Genomic DNA, 15304 nt, shown 5'->3' with positions numbered 1-15304 from the left:
ATTTCTTCGTTCCAAAGATCCTCTATATCCTCATCTAAGTTTTTTAGAGTCTCCCAAATGACTGCTATTGTATCCATAAATCTCCCCTCCTTCTAATGTATTCAATAATACCTCCTTCTTCGACTATAGCGAGAAGAAAACTGTCAAGGGGTTTAAACTTTAGAACTTCCCCATCTTCTTTCTTTACCTCTCCACTTCTCCAATTAACCTCAACAATTTCTCCATCTAAGAGTGGGTCAGTATTCCCTATCAAGAGGGGAAGTCCCAGGTTTACTGCGTTTCTAAAGAATATTCTCCCGAAGGATTTTGCAATTACTCCCCCTACTCCAGCAGCTTTTAGTGCTAGGGCTGCGGATTCTCTAGATGATCCTATTCCAAAGTTTTTTCCTCCAACAACTACATCTCCTGGTTTAACTTCTTTGGAAAACTCTGGTCTTTCTTCAATGAATGCTATCTTTGCTAGCTCGTTTGGATCTTTTGTTAGATTATACCTTCCAGGGGTTATTGCATCTGTTGAAATGTTATCGCCAAATTTCCATACCCTACCTCTTGTTATCATATAGCTCCCTCCGGGTTCGTTATCTCTCCATACAAGGCGCTTACAGCTGCAGTTATTGGATTAGAAAGGTAAATTTGGGCATTGGGAGATCCCATTCTTCCTCTGAAGTTCCTGTTTGTTGTGCTTAGGACTATCTCCCCATCTCCAACTACGCCCATATGCCTCCCTAAGCAAGGCCCGCATCCTGGGGGAAGAATAACTGCTCCAGCTTCAATGAGTTTTCTTGCTACTCCCTCCTCTATCATTCTCTTGTATACATTCATAGAGGCAGGACCTACGATGGTTCTAACTGCTACTTTCTCTCCCTCTAAAATCTCGGCAGCTTTGGAAATTTGTTCAAACCTCCCATTTGTGCACGAGCCTATGAAAACCTGATCTATCTTTGTTCCCTCTACTTCTTCCACTGGAACAACGTTTGCTGGATTATGCGGCTTTGCAACAAGGGGATTGAGAGAATTTAATTCAATCTCCAGCTCTTTTACATACCCATCTCCTGTGTACTCTTCCCCTATTATTCCCGTTTTTGCATTAGCTTCCACTACAAAGTTCGTTAGCGTTAGACGCTCATCAAGGGAAAAAGGAACGTTGAAGAATTCTACGGCCCTGTAGTTCATGTCGTAGTCTTTTAGTAGTGAGAGGAGATGAAGTATCACATCAGTTGCCATAACGTATCTTGAAGGATTGCCCTCTAGGATTACTCCAACGCTCTCTGGAATTCTAAACCATGTCTTTCCTAGCCCTAAGATTACAGCAACATCCGTTGCTCCCATCCCTACTGCAAAAACTCCAAGTGCTCCGAGAGTTGGAGTATGGGAATCTGCTCCCACAACTATCTTTGAGTTTTCTGTTAATCCCATTTCAACGACGAGTTGATGGCTAATTCCTTGACCTTCTATTACTGGAATTCTATGCCTTTTTGCGAAATCTCTAATCTCTTTTTGCAAGTTTGCAATCTTTACTGTAGGCGCTGGATACACGTGGTCAAAGAAGATATATGCTCTTGCTCTTACAGTGGCAAAGACCTTGTTGAATGCCTCTATTATTAAGGGCATTGTCCCATCATGAGCGTATACTAAATCCACTCTTCTAACAACACTTTCTCCAGATTTTCCACCGAGAATTTCTTCAATTAATGTCATGTTGCTAACCTCCTAGCTTCTTCTATTAATTTTTCCCAGGTATAAGGTTCTCTGCTTTCTTTTACTCTTCTTAGAAGTTCTTCAACAATATTTTCGTTTTCAATACCTGCTTTTCTCAAATAAAATCTAATTGTGTCCCTACCAGCAAATCTGTCTAGATAGATCCTTCTTTCCCTGCCGAAGGTTTCTGCTGGCAGAAATTCATAAAAAGTTGGGTCTTTTATTACAGCAGAGACATGAAGTCCAGCTTTATGTGTAAATGCGTTCTCCCCCACTATTGGGTAGTTTTGCTGTGGTCTTATTCCTGTTATCTTGGTAAGTAGCTGGCTTAAGTAGTAAAGCATCTCTAGCTTATACTTTTTGATGCCATAATGGTAGTATAGAACTGTAGCAATTTGGGCCAAATCAACAATTCCTGCTCTTTCCCCTAATCCATTTATTGTAGCATCCACCAGTGTTGCACCTGCCTCGATTCCCATAATTGCATTTGCAAGAGCTAAGCCAAGGTCGTTGTGACAGTGGACGTTTACAGGTATTCCAAACTCTGTGACGTTTTTAACGAGCATGTAGAATTTTAAGGGGTGAGCACTTCCAGTTGTATCTGCTATGCTAACTCTATCAACTTTTAGTTCCTTTGCAAGATTAAGCGCGGCTACTAAGTTCTTCCACTCAGTTCTCGTTGTGTCTTCTGGAGTAAATCTAACTTTTAATCCATGGTCTTTTGCATATTCTATAGCTCTACTGATTCTATCTAATGCTTGCTCTAGTGTTATTCCAAACCTCTTGGTTAGGCAGTGGTTTGATAGGCAGAAGAATATTCCTATCCAGTCTGTCCCTGCCTTCAAAACATAGTCAACATCACTTATTAAGGCCCTTGAATGTGCAAGAAGATTTGCCTTTAGTCCCTGCTGAACTACAAGTTTTATCCCCTCGAATACATCTCTGCTCACTGCGGGATGCCCAACTTCAATGAACTCAACGCCAAACTCGTCCAAGGCTAAAGCTATCTCAAGTCTCTGTTCTGGTGTGTAGTTAACTCCTGGTGTTTGTTCCCCCTCTCTTAGCGTTGAATCCAGTAGTAATATTTCTCTCCTGCTTAATATACACCACCCGCTTCACATCATTCTGAATGGGTATTTAAAATTTTCGGCAAATTTTTTGTCTTGTCGAACAAATTTCTTGAATTTTCATAAACGTCGAAAAAATTTAGGTTAAATGTCAATTTATTCGAAAAAATTTTTGTGCATCTATAGTTTAGTTTACTTTGTTCAAGATTAAGGTTTAAAAATGTAAAGAAGAGTCATCCTCTAAGAGCCTTCTTTATTTTGTCAGAAATTACAAGTGCCATTAGAGCCTTTATAATATCGAAAACAATGAAAGGTGCCACTCCTAGATAAAATGCTTTCTTAAAGTCCATACCAAGCCACATTCCCAATCTTGCCCATCCGAGAATATAAATTACGCTTAATCCTAAAAGACACCCTCCCAGTTTTCCCCAGAAGGTCTTAGCTTTTTCTGAGAAATAGCCTGAAATAAAGGCTGCTATCGGAAAGGCAAGTAGATACCCTCCAGTCGGTCCATAGATGTGGATTATTCCTCCACTAAACCTGGCAAAGACTGGTAATCCAAGCGCTCCTAGCAATAGGTAGATAGCTTGACTAAGAGCTCCAAGCTTCGCTCCTAAAACTAATCCGGAGAGGAATACCATGAGGACTTGAAATGTAAACGGTACTGGGCCGAGAGGCACAGAAATCTGGGCGCCAACTGCTGTTAATGCCGCAAATACTCCTGATAATGCAATATCCCTAGCTCTCATATGACCACCCACGTTACAATTTCGTTAACCTTTAAATATATTTTGGTTAACCACAAGGATGAAATTTTTGAAGCATTTTGGGAATATCATTGAAGATGTTGAAGGATAGTGCACCAAAAAGGAAAATACTTGAGGAGTTGAGAAAAGGAGAAACGGTTTCGGGAGACTATTTAGCCTCAAAATTAGGAGTATCTAGAGTTGCCATTTGGAAACACATTAGGGAATTAAAGGAGCTAGGGTATGGAATAATCGCCGATAAAAAGGGATATAAGCTAGTTTATGAGCCGAAAAAACCTTATCCCTGGGAAATTGACGTCCAATCATATTATCTCAAAAAGACGACCTCTACGATGGAAGTAGCTAAAAAATTAGCCGAAAAAGGTGAAAAAAGTTTTACAGTGATTATAGCTGAAGAACAGACCCAGGGAAGAGGAAAGTTGAAGAAAAAATGGGAGTCAAAACCAGGAGGATTGTATTTTTCTATAATATTAAGGCCAAAAATTAAACTAGTAGATGTTAAGAATTTGGCTCCCATACTTTCTTCTGCAATCCTTAATACTTTGAAAAAATTAGGAATTGAAGGAAATGCAAACGATAAAGGTGAAATTTTTGTAAATGGGAAAAAGATAGGAGGAATACTAATAGAAGCCAAAGGAGAGCTTGACATAGTTGAGTATGTTATTATAGGTGTTGGGATAAACGTTAATAATGATGTTACTTACCCATTAGCAACATCACTGAAAAAAGAACTTGGGAGGGAAGTAGATTTACTAAAGTTCTCTAAGGACCTCTTATCAAACATGTTAAATGCTTTGAGAGGCAACTTCAATTAATTTTTTGATATGGATTTCCGCTGAATCAAAGACTTCTATACTCACGTCACCCCGCTTGACAGCCAGAGGTAGTTCAGTACATCCAAGAATTACTCCCTCAACCCCTTCTTCTTTTGCATACCTTTCTATTAAATCTATTATCCATCTCTTGCTCTTCAAATTCTCAAATGCAAGCTCCTCGAAAATTATCCTATTGAGTTCCTCTTGCTCTTCTTCGTTTGGAACAACAACTTCTAGGCCCTTATTTTTAAGTGCATTTACATAAAAGCCGGAGCTCATAGTCGTTTTAGTCCCCAGCAATAGAACTTTCTTTAGGCCATGGCTTAGAATTTCTTCTGCAACGGCATCAATTATGCTGACCATTGGAACGCTTATCTCTTTTTGGATATCATCAAAAACTATATGGGGAGTGTTTGCTGTAAGAGCAATTAATTCAGCTCCAGCCCTCTCCAAAGCTTTAGCAGCGTTTATTAGGATTCTTTTTCTTCCTTCCCATCCCTCTGGATTCATAAAGAAGTCCCGAAAGTTTATGGAGTAAATAAGAAGCTCGGGATACTCATATTTTCTGAATTTCTTTCTGCTTATTTCAATGTATTTTCTGTAGTAATAGCACGTAGATTCGGGAGTCATTCCTCCAATTAGTCCTATTTTCTTCACTACTCTCACCGAAATAGGGGGAATCTAAATGCTTAAGAACGTTTTTGTGAAAAAACTCTCAGGTGATATAATGGAGGTTCGCTTTGTTGACGATTATGTGGCGTTTTCTAGAATGCCATATGAAGATGAGATTGGGGAGTTAGTTAAGGAGTTTGATGCTTTCGTTGTGTTGGTTGAAGAATTTGAGTTGGAATATGATCTAGAAAAAGTTAAAAGGGAAGTTGAGGTTTTACACGTTCCAATACCTGATTTTACAGCACCTAGCATTGAAGAATTAAAATACATCGTGAAGTGGATTGATGAAAAGGTGAAAGAAGGAAAGAAAGTTCTAGTACATTGCTATGGAGGGAGTGGAAGAAGTGGAACTGTGGTTGTGGCTTGGTTAATGTATAAGTATAAGCTCCCTTTAAAAGAAGCACTTTTGGAAGTTAGGACCTTGAAGCCAAGTGCTGTAGAAACTAGGGATCAGCTAGAGGTTCTTAAAGAATTCGAAAAGCTTCTAGGAACTATTGTCTGAGGTAAACCGTAAAGTTTTTAAAGTGTTTGTGGGGAGTTGGTAGTGGTACGGCGGCCATAGCGGGGGGGCCACACCCGGTCTCATTTCGAACCCGGAAGTTAAGCCCCCCAGCGATCCCGGTTGTACTGCCCTCCGAGAGGGGGCGGGAAGCCGGGGACGCCGCCGGCCACTAACATTTGCGCCCGGGTGGTGTAGCCCGGCCTATCATGCGGGACTGTCACTCCCGCGACCCGGGTTCAAATCCCGGCCCGGGCGCCAAAATTCTTCTTTCTATTTTGTTCCTATGAGAATGGAGTATATGGGTTTGAAAATTGAAATATCAGAGGAGGTTTATGAGCCAGCGGAAGATTCTTTCCTTTTGGCTGAGGTTCTTCTAAAGGAAGTTAGGGATGAGGACATTGTACTGGATATGGGGACGGGAAGTGGTATCTTAGCACTTTTAGCGGCAAAAAAAGCGAAATTTGTTGTCGGCGTTGACATAAATGAAAGAGCCGTTGATATTGCTTGGAAAAATGCAGTCAATAATGACGTAAAAAATGTGATCTTTGTAAAGAGCGATTTATTTGAGAACATTAGGGGCAGATTCTCTCTAATAGTTTTCAACCCTCCATATCTCCTAGGAGAAGATGAAGAAATTAGAGACCCTATAGATTTAGCCCTAATTGGGGGTAAAACTGGTGGAGAAGTAATTGAACGCTTTGCAAAACACGTGAAAGATTTTCTTCTTCCTGGGGGAAGAGTTCTCCTTTTATATAGCTCACTCACTAAAATTAACGTAAGAAAGTTATTTGATGAACTTGGGTTCAAAACTGCGATTGTGGCTAAGGAAAAATTGTTTTTTGAGGAGTTATACGTCATGAAGGCTGAGCTCTCTTTACACTTCCGATGAACCTTACAACCGGCTTTTCATGGTGTTCTTCTTGAGACCATTCTTCTTCAATGTAATCTTTTAACTTTGCTTCATATAGTAGGAGTTTGGGCTTTACATTGAGCATGTCATCGACTTCTCCCTAACTTATTTAAGTTTTTCGTCGAAAATCTTCAAGACATCCTTAAAGTCTGGAATTTGTATCCCAAGGAGGGTTGCAGAATATGCAGGAATATCAAAAATTTTCTTAACTTTTTCAATAATTCCTACGTCTCCAGTTGCAACAATATCAAATTTTTTCAACTCAAAATCGGGGCTTTTAACGACCTTAACTTCTCCCTTAATTCTTCTTTTTTCTAACTCCTTTTTTGTTAGCTCTGCTATTCTCCCACTTTTTGACGTTGACTTACCATAGAAAATGATAACTTTTTCTGGGGCCAGAGTGGATAGAGTATCTGCGATAATTCTTATTAGGTTGAGGGTATTCTGGTCAAATTTGTAGTTTTTTATGTATCTGATATCTCTAACTATTCCATCCTCACATCTAAAAGCTTCTCCCCTAATTACAGAATCTAGGGTAATTAAAACATTGAAGCCATCTATCCCGATTTCTTTTCCAGTAATCTCATTCTTTGAAGCGAGTTTTCGTTTTGTCTCTTCAATCCATTTTGTGGGAAATACGCATCTCGCCAAAAGATGTCTTGCATTTGAAGGAAGAAGGTAATGATTGCATACAAATTCCAAAGCTTTGGACTTCCTATAACCCCTATTGAGCAAGTATTTTAAATCTTTATATGCCTCATACACTCTCCCCATTTTCCTCTAGTAAGTTTGGACAAAATACTTTTAAAATATTCTTTTACACTGTGGTTTTGTGATAGCAGGAATATTATTAGCTTTAGGGGCAGCATTTTCCTGGGCATTGTCTTCAGTTCTCTCAAAAATGATAATGGAAAGGATTAGTCCTTTATCCTTAAATATTGTTAGGTTATTGATAAGTGGGCTGGTTTATTTGGGGATGTTCCTTGTACTTCCATTTCCTAACAAACCAATTTTGTGGTGGCTGATCGTTATAGCTTCAGGTGTTTTAGGTTTTACAGTGGCTGATTTTATGTTCCTAAAAGGAATGAAGGAAGTTGGAGTGTCAAGGGCAAGTATATTGGTCACTCCTCATCCTATACTTACGATGATACTTGCTCATTATTTTCTTGGAAGACCTTTAAATTCCGGAATTTTTCTTGGAGCCTTTCTCATAGTTCTTGCTGTTATAATCCTGCTTAGTGAAAGCGGGAATAGAGAGTCAAAGACTTCGTTTGAGGGCGTTCTTTGGATCTTTGGGGCAGAGGCCTTGTGGACTGTTGCTGTTCTCTTGACAGATTGGCTTGTTGAAAACGAGTCCCCTCTTCTTATTACGGGGCTACGTATAATAGGCGGGAGTATTGGAGCTATATTTTTTGTACCTTCTGTCTTAAAAGAGGTAAAGAGAATTAGCATAAGAGATTATGTCTGGATTGTTATCATAACTTTTCTTGGAACCGTTATTGGGCAGTATCTTTTTGTCATGGCGATAAGACTTGTTACTTCAAGCATTGCAACTCCCATAACAGAGTCTAGTCCAATTATGGCCACTATACTTGCAGCATTTATTCTGAAAGAAGAGATAACTGAAAGAATCTTCATTTCTATTATACTTGCATTTGTGGGAGTTATCCTAATTGGGATTTTTATGTGAGGCTTTATTTTTGACAGTAGAGATTATTGTTATAAAATTGTTAACTTTTAATGACTATCAGGGTTAAATTAACATGTAAATTTCTAAAAGTTACAAAGGGATAAGAATTTTTCCTGATATTTGACATAGTTCTATGAATTTTTATTTCAATGTGTTTCAAAATATCTATACATTTTGACTATATGTAATATATCCTCATTAGAACTGTTGACACCAAAATATTTATTAAGCATAAAATAACCATGCAACTTTGATCACTAATGTACGGTGGTGCCACATGAAGGGGCTAAAAGCTCTCATATTAGTGATTTTAGTTCTAGGTTTGGTAGTAGGGAGCGTAGCGGCAGCTCCAGAGAAGAAAGTTGAACAAGTAAGAAATGTTGAGAAGAACTATGGTCTGCTAACGCCAGGACTGTTCAGAAAAATTCAAAAATTGAATCCTAACGAGGAAATCAGCACAGTAATTGTATTTGAAAACCATAGGGAAAAAGAAATTGCAGTAAGAGTTCTTGAGTTAATGGGTGCAAAAGTTAGGTATGTGTACCATATTATACCCGCAATAGCTGCCGATCTTAAGGTTAGAGACTTACTAGTCATCTCAGGTTTAACAGGGGGTAAAGCTAAGCTTTCAGGTGTTAGGTTTATCCAGGAAGACTACAAAGTTACAGTTTCAGCAGAATTAGAAGGACTGGATGAGTCTGCAGCTCAAGTTATGGCAACTTACGTTTGGAACTTGGGATATGATGGTTCTGGAATCACAATAGGAATAATTGACACTGGAATTGACGCTTCTCATCCAGATCTCCAAGGAAAAGTAATTGGGTGGGTAGATTTTGTCAATGGTAGGAGTTATCCATACGATGACCATGGACATGGAACTCATGTAGCTTCAATAGCAGCTGGTACTGGAGCAGCAAGTAATGGCAAGTACAAGGGAATGGCTCCAGGAGCTAAGCTGGCGGGAATTAAGGTTCTAGGTGCCGATGGTTCTGGAAGCATATCTACTATAATTAAGGGAGTTGAGTGGGCCGTTGATAACAAAGATAAGTACGGAATTAAGGTCATTAATCTTTCTCTTGGTTCAAGCCAGAGCTCAGATGGTACTGACGCTCTAAGTCAGGCTGTTAATGCAGCGTGGGATGCTGGATTAGTTGTTGTGGTTGCCGCTGGAAACAGTGGACCTAACAAGTATACAATCGGTTCTCCAGCAGCTGCAAGCAAAGTTATTACAGTTGGAGCCGTTGACAAGTATGATGTTATAACAAGCTTCTCAAGCAGAGGGCCAACTGCAGACGGCAGGCTTAAGCCTGAGGTTGTTGCTCCAGGAAACTGGATAATTGCTGCCAGAGCAAGTGGAACTAGCATGGGTCAACCAATTAATGACTATTACACAGCAGCTCCTGGGACATCAATGGCAACTCCTCACGTAGCTGGTATTGCAGCCCTCTTGCTCCAAGCACACCCGAGCTGGACTCCAGACAAAGTAAAAACAGCCCTCATAGAAACTGCTGATATCGTAAAGCCAGATGAAATAGCCGATATAGCCTACGGTGCAGGTAGGGTTAATGCATACAAGGCTATAAACTACGATAACTATGCAAAGCTAGTGTTCACTGGATATGTTGCCAACAAAGGCAGCCAAACTCACCAGTTCGTTATTAGCGGAGCTTCGTTCGTAACTGCCACATTATACTGGGACAATGCCAATAGCGACCTTGATCTTTACCTCTACGATCCCAATGGAAACCAGGTTGACTACTCTTACACCGCCTACTATGGATTCGAAAAGGTTGGTTATTACAACCCAACTGATGGAACATGGACAATTAAGGTTGTAAGCTACAGCGGAAGTGCAAACTATCAAGTAGATGTGGTAAGTGATGGTTCCCTTTCACAGCCTGGAAGTTCACCATCTCCACAACCAGAACCAACAGTAGACGCAAAGACGTTCCAAGGATCCGTTCACTACTACTATGACAGGAGCGACACCTTTACAATGACCGTTAACTCTGGGGCTACAAAGATTACTGGAGACCTAGTGTTTGACACAAGCTACCATGATCTTGACCTTTACCTCTACGATCCTAACCAGAAGCTTGTAGATAGATCGGAGAGTTCCAACAGCTACGAACACGTAGAATACTTAAACCCCGCCCCAGGAACCTGGTACTTCCTAGTATATGCCTACTACACTTACGGTTGGGCTTACTACGAGCTGACGGCTAAAGTTTATTATGGCTGAAGCCTTTTAACTATTCTTTCTTTTTTGTTTTAGGGAGGTGAATTTTTGTGAAAAAGGTATTCTTAGGGGTAATTATCATTACTTTACTCTTATCTCCAGTGAAAGCTGGAGAATATCTCTACGTCTACAAACCTACTACTCCAGATACAGCCTTTTCGGTAATAGCATTATATAAGGTAGGCGAATATGCAAGAGCTTTAGAGGGTTGTGAATGGTTAATGCAAATTAAAACACCTTTTGACTCTTGGGGTTATGCATATGGAGAAAAGCATGAGCCTAAGTATACTGCAATGGCAATGATGGCGCTGATGAGGTGTGAAAACCTTGCCCGCGGGAGATATTATCTCACAATTACAAATGCAGCATACTGGTTGATCTACACTCAAAAATCTGATGGATCCTGGGATAGTTACTTTGACACTGCCTTATCTTACATTGCCTTAAAGGAATACTTGGGCCTTCCCTCACAAGGATATATTGACATTAGAGAGCAAGTTAAAGAGGCTGTGAGACGAGCTAGGGAGTGGCTCCTCTCTAATACTCCTCACACTGATATTGAAAAAATATTTGGGTTAATGGCACTTGAAGATAGAAAGTCACTCGAGAAATTAGGGATTAATGAAGAATTGGAGGTTTACAAAGCATTTGCTCTTTCCTACTTAGGAGAGAGTGTAAACTTGCCTGTAAGAGACTATAATAGCCCCATGGAAGTTGCAATGGCTCTATATGCAACTGGGAAAGAAAAGTATAAGGAGAAACTACTTGCTCTTCAAAACTTTGGCTTTTGGGGAGTTTTAAGATATAGAGTTTTGGATTTGATTGATGTTTCCAAAATTAATGAATTTAGAAATCTTACGTCGGTAGCATGTCCCTACCTCAAGAAAGTAACTCCTCAATTTGAATGGGAGAAAGTTGTGCTTGCAGATTATTATCTCCACTGCGGTGTTTCCCCTGAATTGCCCTCAAATATAACTGGGTTACTTCCATGGCAAATTGCTGAAGTTGCAAGAATTAAAGCTTATCTTGGGTTGGATTATAGCAACGAGATTAAATACCTCCTTTCCATTCAGGAAAATGGGAAATGGGAAGACTTTTTCAATACCGAATATGTTATTTTAGTCTTTAAGATGTTGGATGTCCCTTACAATTATACCTCCTCCATAGAGTACTTGAAGGCTAATCTAACATGGATGGTTAGTGCAAAAGATGAGTCAGGAGCTCCAATCTATTATAAAATACCCACATACTATTTTGCATATGCCTTAATTCTGTTTAAAGAATTCAACATGAGTGAGGAGTTTAATATAACCCTGAAAATACTTCAAGAAAGACAATATAAGACAGGAGCATTTCCATACACTCAGGGGTCTGTAGCTGGTATAACATCTACTTCGAAAGTTCTTTGGGCTTTAGAAAAAGTTGGACTTGTTGATTCTGAAATGTATAGAAATGGTGTTTCCTACCTTAGAAAGCTTCTCTTTGCTGATATTCCTGAACCTAGACTTGTCGATGGGAAGGTTTTCTTAGAAAACTCAACGCTTATCTTAATTAGAGATTCTAAATATATAGGAAATGCAACGAACTCTGCGGTAGTTTCAACACTCGACGGTTACATTGTTATATATCCATCTCAATACCCCCTCTCAATTAAAGCATATGAAGTACATGGATTTAGAGCAGAAAAGGGAAGTGCTCTTTGGACAGTCCTCTCAATAGTACTGGTGGTTGGGGGAGGGATGATAGTTATTATCTTCAAGAAGGTAAAAATTAAAAGGTAGCTATCTTTCTATAGCTTCATATATCATTTTTTCTCCTTCACGTCCCACAAACTTAGCCTCATAAACTTTCGTTGTTCCATTGGTTGTTATTTCCATAATTACTTTCTTTACATCTTTTATGGGAATTTTCTCACTTGTTGTGTACTCTTTTGAAACAATTACTTGGGCAAAAACATCTCCTTTTCTTTCAAATTTAAACACTAAAGTTCCATCTCTCAGCTCATATCCCTTGTATCCTACTCCTGCCATCCTGAAAGTTGCTCTAAGGGAATAGTATATTTCTTCGTTTGCATAGTGCATTATTCCATATGCTCCTGCAACTACAAAAATTAATGCTATTGCACCAAGAACTTTTTTCATCATACAACACCAATTCAACTTAGCACATAAAAATATAAAAATGCTTTCAGATCTTGTGGTAAAGATGATGAACCCGCGCAGCTCTGAAGGGATGATGAGGATCTTAAGTGCTGATCTCTACCAAACTTTTGTTCCTACCGGAACTTCTTCTGGAACAGGAAGTAAGTAAACTTTTCCATTTTCTTCTTCTGCCACTATTAGCATTCCTTCACTTTTAACTCCAGAGAATTCTTTTGGTTTTAAGTTTAGAACAAAAATAAATTTCTTCCCTTCTAAATCTTTGGGGTTATATTGATCTGCTATTCCAGTTACTATTGTTCTCGTTTCTTTTCCAAAATCAACAACCAACTTTATCAATTTCCTAGTTCTCTTTAACTTTTCTGCCTTTATTACCTTTCCAACTCTCATATCAAACTTCCAAAATTCTGAAACGTCATATAACTCCATAAAATCACCTTATATATGATTGGAAAAGTATCTTTTTCAATGCTTCGTTGACATCATTGACATCTCTCCCGACCATGAGGTAGGTAACGTTGCCTTTGAATGTTCTCCTATACCTCTCGACCAGCTCTTCATCAACTTTGCTGTCTCCTATGTAGATGGCTTCCTCCCCTTGTGTAACTTCATATAAGGCCCGGGGGTCAGGTTTTTCAAACATATCTCTTGTAACAACTTTGTCGAATTTAAAGCGGATAATTTCCTCTGCAAGCTTCATCTCTAGGGAATCTCTTCCAGTAACTATCCCCAGCTTATAAGTTTCTTTTGCCTTCTTTAATAATTCGATATCAACAATTCTCTTCTCTTTTCTCCAAAGTCCTTCAAACTTGAAAATGCTGTTAGGATATATTTCGCCAAGATAAAACGTATTAAACACCCTTTCGATGTCTTTTCTATCTAGTACAATTCCTAACTTCTGCCTTAAATATTCAACTCCTTCTCCTTTTGGAAGGTCTTCTCCTGAAAGATACATTAAAATTAATGCTTCACTGAGTTCAAAATCATCCGAAAATACTCCTTTCTTTCTCATGTCCCTTATTATCTCTAAAGAAACTTCCTTCTTAATTCCCAGGTGGGAAAGAAAGTACTCTACTGTGAGCTTTGTTGCCATATCATAACTCTCGCTAGTGTCTATGAGTACACCATCTACATCAAAGACTATCCACATCTGCACTCCTCCAGGAATTCTTTTAGGGCTTTAATCAGCTCATCATTTTCCCATTTTTTTCCTATTGTTACCCTAATGTGACCCTCTAGCCTTCCAGATAACTTTCTCACGACAATCCCCTTCTTTAGAAGATAATCGTATGCATCGAGCTTCATAAGAAGAAAGTTAGCTTCACTCGGATAGGAGTATTCTATAAATTCTCTTCTAATTCTTTCTCGTTCCTTTACAATAAGTTTAATTCTTCTCTTGACAATATCATAGTGTTCTAACATCTTTATAGCCACTGTCATTGTCAAGGAATTAAGATTGTATGGAGGGAGTATTCTGTATAAAGCATCTATAATCTTTTCATTTGCTATCATATATCCACATCTAATTCCAGCAAGTCCAAACGCCTTTGAAAACGTCCTTAGAATTACTAAATTTTCATACTCACTGATTTTTGGTATGAAGCTTTTTCCCGAAAACTCAGAATAGGCTTCATCAAGTATAACTACTCTCCCAGAGTCTAGAACTTTGAGGACTTCATTTTCTGGTTGAGAGTTTCCCGTAGGGTTGTTTGGTGAGGCTATGAAAATTGCTGATGCTGCTTTTCCTTCTTCTGCAATTCTCTCTCCATCAATTGTGAAGTCCTCCTTTAGGGGAATGTCTTTCACTGGAATTCCATGAAGCTTCGCAAAAAATGAATACATGCCAAAAGTGGGGGAGGTAACGACTATGTACTTTCCCTTGAACATCTTCACAAGATAATTTATTAGTTCGTCACTACCATTCCCAACGGCTATGTTTTCTTTTTTTAGTCCGTAGAATTCTGCGAGGGCCTCTCTTAGAGGGTCTGAGGTTATGTGAGGATATCTATTAAACTCTATTCTCTTGAGTTCTTCTAATATCTCCTCTTTAAGTTGGGGAGGGAGGTCATAGGGACTTTCATTTTTATCAAGCCATATTCTGTAGTTTCCTTCTACGGCTCTATAGGGCTCGAAGTTTAGAATTTCTTCCCAGATCACTTTCTCCGCCTCCTTAACTCGTTCATAACCTCTCCTAGAGAAATGTCATTATATGTAAGGAGCACTAGAAGGTGATATAATAAGTCTGCAACTTCGTAGATTATCCTTTCCCTTTTCTCAGCAACGAGGACTTCTATAGCTTCTTCTCCAAATTTTTTGTAGATCTTTTCTCTCCCTTCCTTAAAAAGTTTGGACGTATATGAACCTTCAACGGGGGTTTCTTTCCTTCTTTTTATTATCTCTTCGAGCTCCTTTAGAATTGAAAGAGAATAATCTATTGGGAGCACTCTCTCTGGTTCTCCAAGCTTTCTATAAAAGCATGAATAGTTTCCAGTGTGACAGGCAGGTCCTTTTGGAGAAACTATTAGCAAGAGGGCGTCATTGTCACAATCAATTTTTATCTCTTTAACTGTCTGTATATTCCCACTAACTTCTCCTTTCATTCTAATTCTACCCTTGGAACGTGAGTAGTAGTGGGCAATTCCCGTTTCAAGAGTTTTTCTAAGGGCTTCTTTGTTCATATATGCAAGTGTAAGAACTTCTCCTTTTTCATCCTGAACTATGACGGGGACAATCCCATTGTTCTTTTCCCAGTTTACTTGCTCCAATAACTTTTCAATTTCCATAT

The 15304-nt window shown here is 39.1% G+C and carries 18 protein-coding genes, 1 tRNA gene, 1 rRNA gene and 1 other RNA gene; 9 read left to right on the top strand and 12 right to left on the bottom strand.

The window, feature by feature from the left end; genetic code table 11:
- Positions 1 to 64: 64 nt before the first annotated feature.
- From ACMFNG_RS01060 to ACMFNG_RS01045, 4 genes are all read right to left on the bottom strand, one after another.
- Complete coding sequence (locus tag ACMFNG_RS01060; protein ID WP_011012826.1) at positions 65 to 559, bottom strand: 3-isopropylmalate dehydratase small subunit; 495 nt, start codon at positions 557 to 559, stop codon at positions 65 to 67.
- Positions 556 to 1698 carry a 3-isopropylmalate dehydratase large subunit gene (locus ACMFNG_RS01055; RefSeq protein WP_011012825.1) on the bottom strand — a complete coding sequence of 381 codons (1143 nt, stop codon included), beginning with the start codon at positions 1696 to 1698 and terminating at the stop codon, positions 556 to 558. The genes ACMFNG_RS01060 and ACMFNG_RS01055 overlap by 4 nt, the downstream gene beginning before the upstream one ends.
- Positions 1695 to 2774, bottom strand: coding sequence for a homocitrate synthase (lysS, locus tag ACMFNG_RS01050; RefSeq protein ID WP_081420790.1), 1080 nt, complete (start codon positions 2772 to 2774; stop codon positions 1695 to 1697). Before lysS ends, ACMFNG_RS01055 begins: the two co-directional genes overlap by 4 nt.
- 224 nt (positions 2775 to 2998) lie before the next feature.
- A complete protein-coding gene (locus tag ACMFNG_RS01045) occupies positions 2999 to 3514 on the bottom strand; it encodes a biotin transporter BioY (protein WP_011012823.1) in 516 nt (171 codons plus the stop codon).
- Between the two features lie 95 nt (positions 3515 to 3609).
- On the opposite strand from ACMFNG_RS01045, the gene ACMFNG_RS01040 reads away from it, so the two are divergent.
- Positions 3610 to 4347, top strand: a complete 738-nt coding sequence (locus ACMFNG_RS01040; RefSeq protein WP_011012822.1) for a biotin--[acetyl-CoA-carboxylase] ligase — start codon at positions 3610 to 3612, stop codon at positions 4345 to 4347.
- Here ACMFNG_RS01040 and ACMFNG_RS01035 read toward each other — a convergent pair.
- Positions 4318 to 5004, bottom strand: coding sequence for an aspartate/glutamate racemase family protein (locus tag ACMFNG_RS01035; RefSeq protein WP_430515255.1), 687 nt, complete (start codon positions 5002 to 5004; stop codon positions 4318 to 4320). The genes ACMFNG_RS01040 and ACMFNG_RS01035 overlap by 30 nt on opposite strands.
- A 28-nt stretch (positions 5005 to 5032) precedes the next feature.
- On the opposite strand from ACMFNG_RS01035, the gene ACMFNG_RS01030 reads away from it, so the two are divergent.
- The 4 genes from ACMFNG_RS01030 (at position 5033) to ACMFNG_RS01015 (ending at position 6410) form a co-directional block, all read left to right on the top strand.
- Positions 5033 to 5521, top strand: coding sequence for a protein-tyrosine phosphatase family protein (locus ACMFNG_RS01030; RefSeq protein ID WP_011012820.1), 489 nt, complete (start codon positions 5033 to 5035; stop codon positions 5519 to 5521).
- A 46-nt stretch (positions 5522 to 5567) separates the two neighbouring features.
- Positions 5568 to 5689: ribosomal RNA gene (gene rrf / locus ACMFNG_RS01025) — 5S ribosomal RNA — on the top strand.
- Between the two features lie 12 nt (positions 5690 to 5701).
- Positions 5702 to 5779: transfer RNA gene (locus tag ACMFNG_RS01020), tRNA-Asp, on the top strand.
- A gap of 25 nt (positions 5780 to 5804) precedes the next feature.
- Positions 5805 to 6410: a HemK2/MTQ2 family protein methyltransferase gene (locus ACMFNG_RS01015; protein ID WP_430515182.1), complete on the top strand. Its 606-nt coding sequence runs from the start codon at positions 5805 to 5807 to the stop codon at positions 6408 to 6410.
- On the opposite strand, the gene ACMFNG_RS01010 is transcribed toward ACMFNG_RS01015, so the two are convergent.
- Both ACMFNG_RS01010 and ACMFNG_RS01005 read right to left on the bottom strand, forming a co-directional pair.
- Entirely contained in the window at positions 6376 to 6516 is a 141-nt protein-coding gene (locus ACMFNG_RS01010) for a hypothetical protein (RefSeq protein WP_158295419.1), read from the bottom strand. The two genes, ACMFNG_RS01015 and ACMFNG_RS01010, sit on opposite strands and share 35 nt — an antisense overlap.
- Before the next feature lie 20 nt (positions 6517 to 6536).
- Entirely contained in the window at positions 6537 to 7205 is a 669-nt protein-coding gene (locus ACMFNG_RS01005) for a DUF434 domain-containing protein (RefSeq protein WP_011012818.1), read from the bottom strand.
- A 58-nt stretch (positions 7206 to 7263) separates the two neighbouring features.
- On the opposite strand from ACMFNG_RS01005, the gene ACMFNG_RS01000 reads away from it, so the two are divergent.
- From ACMFNG_RS01000 to ACMFNG_RS00990, 3 genes are all read left to right on the top strand, one after another.
- Positions 7264 to 8121 carry a DMT family transporter gene (locus ACMFNG_RS01000; protein ID WP_011012817.1) on the top strand — a complete coding sequence of 286 codons (858 nt, stop codon included), beginning with the start codon at positions 7264 to 7266 and terminating at the stop codon, positions 8119 to 8121.
- Positions 8122 to 8398: 277 nt separating this feature from the next.
- Complete coding sequence (locus tag ACMFNG_RS00995; protein WP_011012816.1) at positions 8399 to 10363, top strand: S8 family serine peptidase; 1965 nt, start codon at positions 8399 to 8401, stop codon at positions 10361 to 10363.
- A gap of 47 nt (positions 10364 to 10410) precedes the next feature.
- Positions 10411 to 12141 (top strand): membrane protein, encoded by a 1731-nt coding sequence (locus ACMFNG_RS00990; protein ID WP_011012815.1) that lies wholly within the window; start codon positions 10411 to 10413, stop codon positions 12139 to 12141.
- Here the strand turns inward: ACMFNG_RS00990 and ACMFNG_RS00985 are convergent, their stop codons facing one another.
- Complete coding sequence (locus ACMFNG_RS00985; RefSeq protein WP_430515181.1) at positions 12142 to 12501, bottom strand: hypothetical protein; 360 nt, start codon at positions 12499 to 12501, stop codon at positions 12142 to 12144.
- A gap of 60 nt (positions 12502 to 12561) precedes the next feature.
- Here ACMFNG_RS00985 and ACMFNG_RS00980 point away from each other — a divergent pair.
- Positions 12562 to 12618, top strand: an RNA gene (locus tag ACMFNG_RS00980) — C/D box small nucleolar RNA.
- Here ACMFNG_RS00980 and metG read toward each other — a convergent pair.
- From metG to hisIE, 4 genes are read right to left on the bottom strand one after another with little or no spacing between them, the layout of a single operon-like run.
- Positions 12619 to 12948 (bottom strand): methionine--tRNA ligase subunit beta, encoded by a 330-nt coding sequence (metG, locus tag ACMFNG_RS00975; protein ID WP_011012813.1) that lies wholly within the window; start codon positions 12946 to 12948, stop codon positions 12619 to 12621. It abuts the RNA gene before it with no gap.
- A 4-nt stretch (positions 12949 to 12952) separates the two neighbouring features.
- Positions 12953 to 13669 carry an HAD family hydrolase gene (locus ACMFNG_RS00970; RefSeq protein ID WP_014835586.1) on the bottom strand — a complete coding sequence of 239 codons (717 nt, stop codon included), beginning with the start codon at positions 13667 to 13669 and terminating at the stop codon, positions 12953 to 12955.
- Positions 13660 to 14676 carry a histidinol-phosphate transaminase gene (gene hisC, locus ACMFNG_RS00965; protein ID WP_011012811.1) on the bottom strand — a complete coding sequence of 339 codons (1017 nt, stop codon included), beginning with the start codon at positions 14674 to 14676 and terminating at the stop codon, positions 13660 to 13662. Before hisC ends, ACMFNG_RS00970 begins: the two co-directional genes overlap by 10 nt.
- Positions 14673 to 15302: a bifunctional phosphoribosyl-AMP cyclohydrolase/phosphoribosyl-ATP diphosphatase HisIE gene (gene hisIE / locus ACMFNG_RS00960; protein WP_014835587.1), complete on the bottom strand. Its 630-nt coding sequence runs from the start codon at positions 15300 to 15302 to the stop codon at positions 14673 to 14675. The genes hisC and hisIE overlap by 4 nt, the downstream gene beginning before the upstream one ends.
- Between the last annotated feature and the right edge of the window lie 2 nt (positions 15303 to 15304).

Source organism: Pyrococcus woesei (genome assembly GCF_050496105.1).
Classification (GTDB): Archaea; Methanobacteriota_B; Thermococci; order Thermococcales; family Thermococcaceae; genus Pyrococcus; species Pyrococcus furiosus.
This window is presented reverse-complemented; position numbering and strand designations above follow the sequence as displayed.

Excerpts from the sequence above, each read along its gene's own strand:
- ACMFNG_RS01060 (WP_011012826.1), bottom strand. The coding sequence starts at position 559 with ATGATAACAAGAGGTAGGGTATGGAAATTTGGCGATAACATTTCAACA.
- ACMFNG_RS01055 (WP_011012825.1), bottom strand. The coding sequence starts at position 1,698 with ATGACATTAATTGAAGAAATTCTCGGTGGAAAATCTGGAGAAAGTGTT.
- ACMFNG_RS01045 (WP_011012823.1), bottom strand. The coding sequence starts at position 3,514 with ATGAGAGCTAGGGATATTGCATTATCAGGAGTATTTGCGGCATTAACA.
- ACMFNG_RS01040 (WP_011012822.1), top strand. The coding sequence starts at position 3,610 with ATGTTGAAGGATAGTGCACCAAAAAGGAAAATACTTGAGGAGTTGAGA.
- ACMFNG_RS01030 (WP_011012820.1), top strand. The coding sequence starts at position 5,033 with ATGCTTAAGAACGTTTTTGTGAAAAAACTCTCAGGTGATATAATGGAG.
- ACMFNG_RS01015 (WP_430515182.1), top strand. The coding sequence starts at position 5,805 with ATGAGAATGGAGTATATGGGTTTGAAAATTGAAATATCAGAGGAGGTT.
- ACMFNG_RS01010 (WP_158295419.1), bottom strand. The coding sequence starts at position 6,516 with ATGCTCAATGTAAAGCCCAAACTCCTACTATATGAAGCAAAGTTAAAA.
- ACMFNG_RS01005 (WP_011012818.1), bottom strand. The coding sequence starts at position 7,205 with ATGGGGAGAGTGTATGAGGCATATAAAGATTTAAAATACTTGCTCAAT.
- ACMFNG_RS00995 (WP_011012816.1), top strand. The coding sequence starts at position 8,399 with ATGAAGGGGCTAAAAGCTCTCATATTAGTGATTTTAGTTCTAGGTTTG.
- ACMFNG_RS00985 (WP_430515181.1), bottom strand. The coding sequence starts at position 12,501 with ATGAAAAAAGTTCTTGGTGCAATAGCATTAATTTTTGTAGTTGCAGGA.
- metG (WP_011012813.1), bottom strand. The coding sequence starts at position 12,948 with ATGGAGTTATATGACGTTTCAGAATTTTGGAAGTTTGATATGAGAGTT.
- ACMFNG_RS00970 (WP_014835586.1), bottom strand. The coding sequence starts at position 13,669 with ATGTGGATAGTCTTTGATGTAGATGGTGTACTCATAGACACTAGCGAG.
- hisIE (WP_014835587.1), bottom strand. The coding sequence starts at position 15,302 with ATGGAAATTGAAAAGTTATTGGAGCAAGTAAACTGGGAAAAGAACAAT.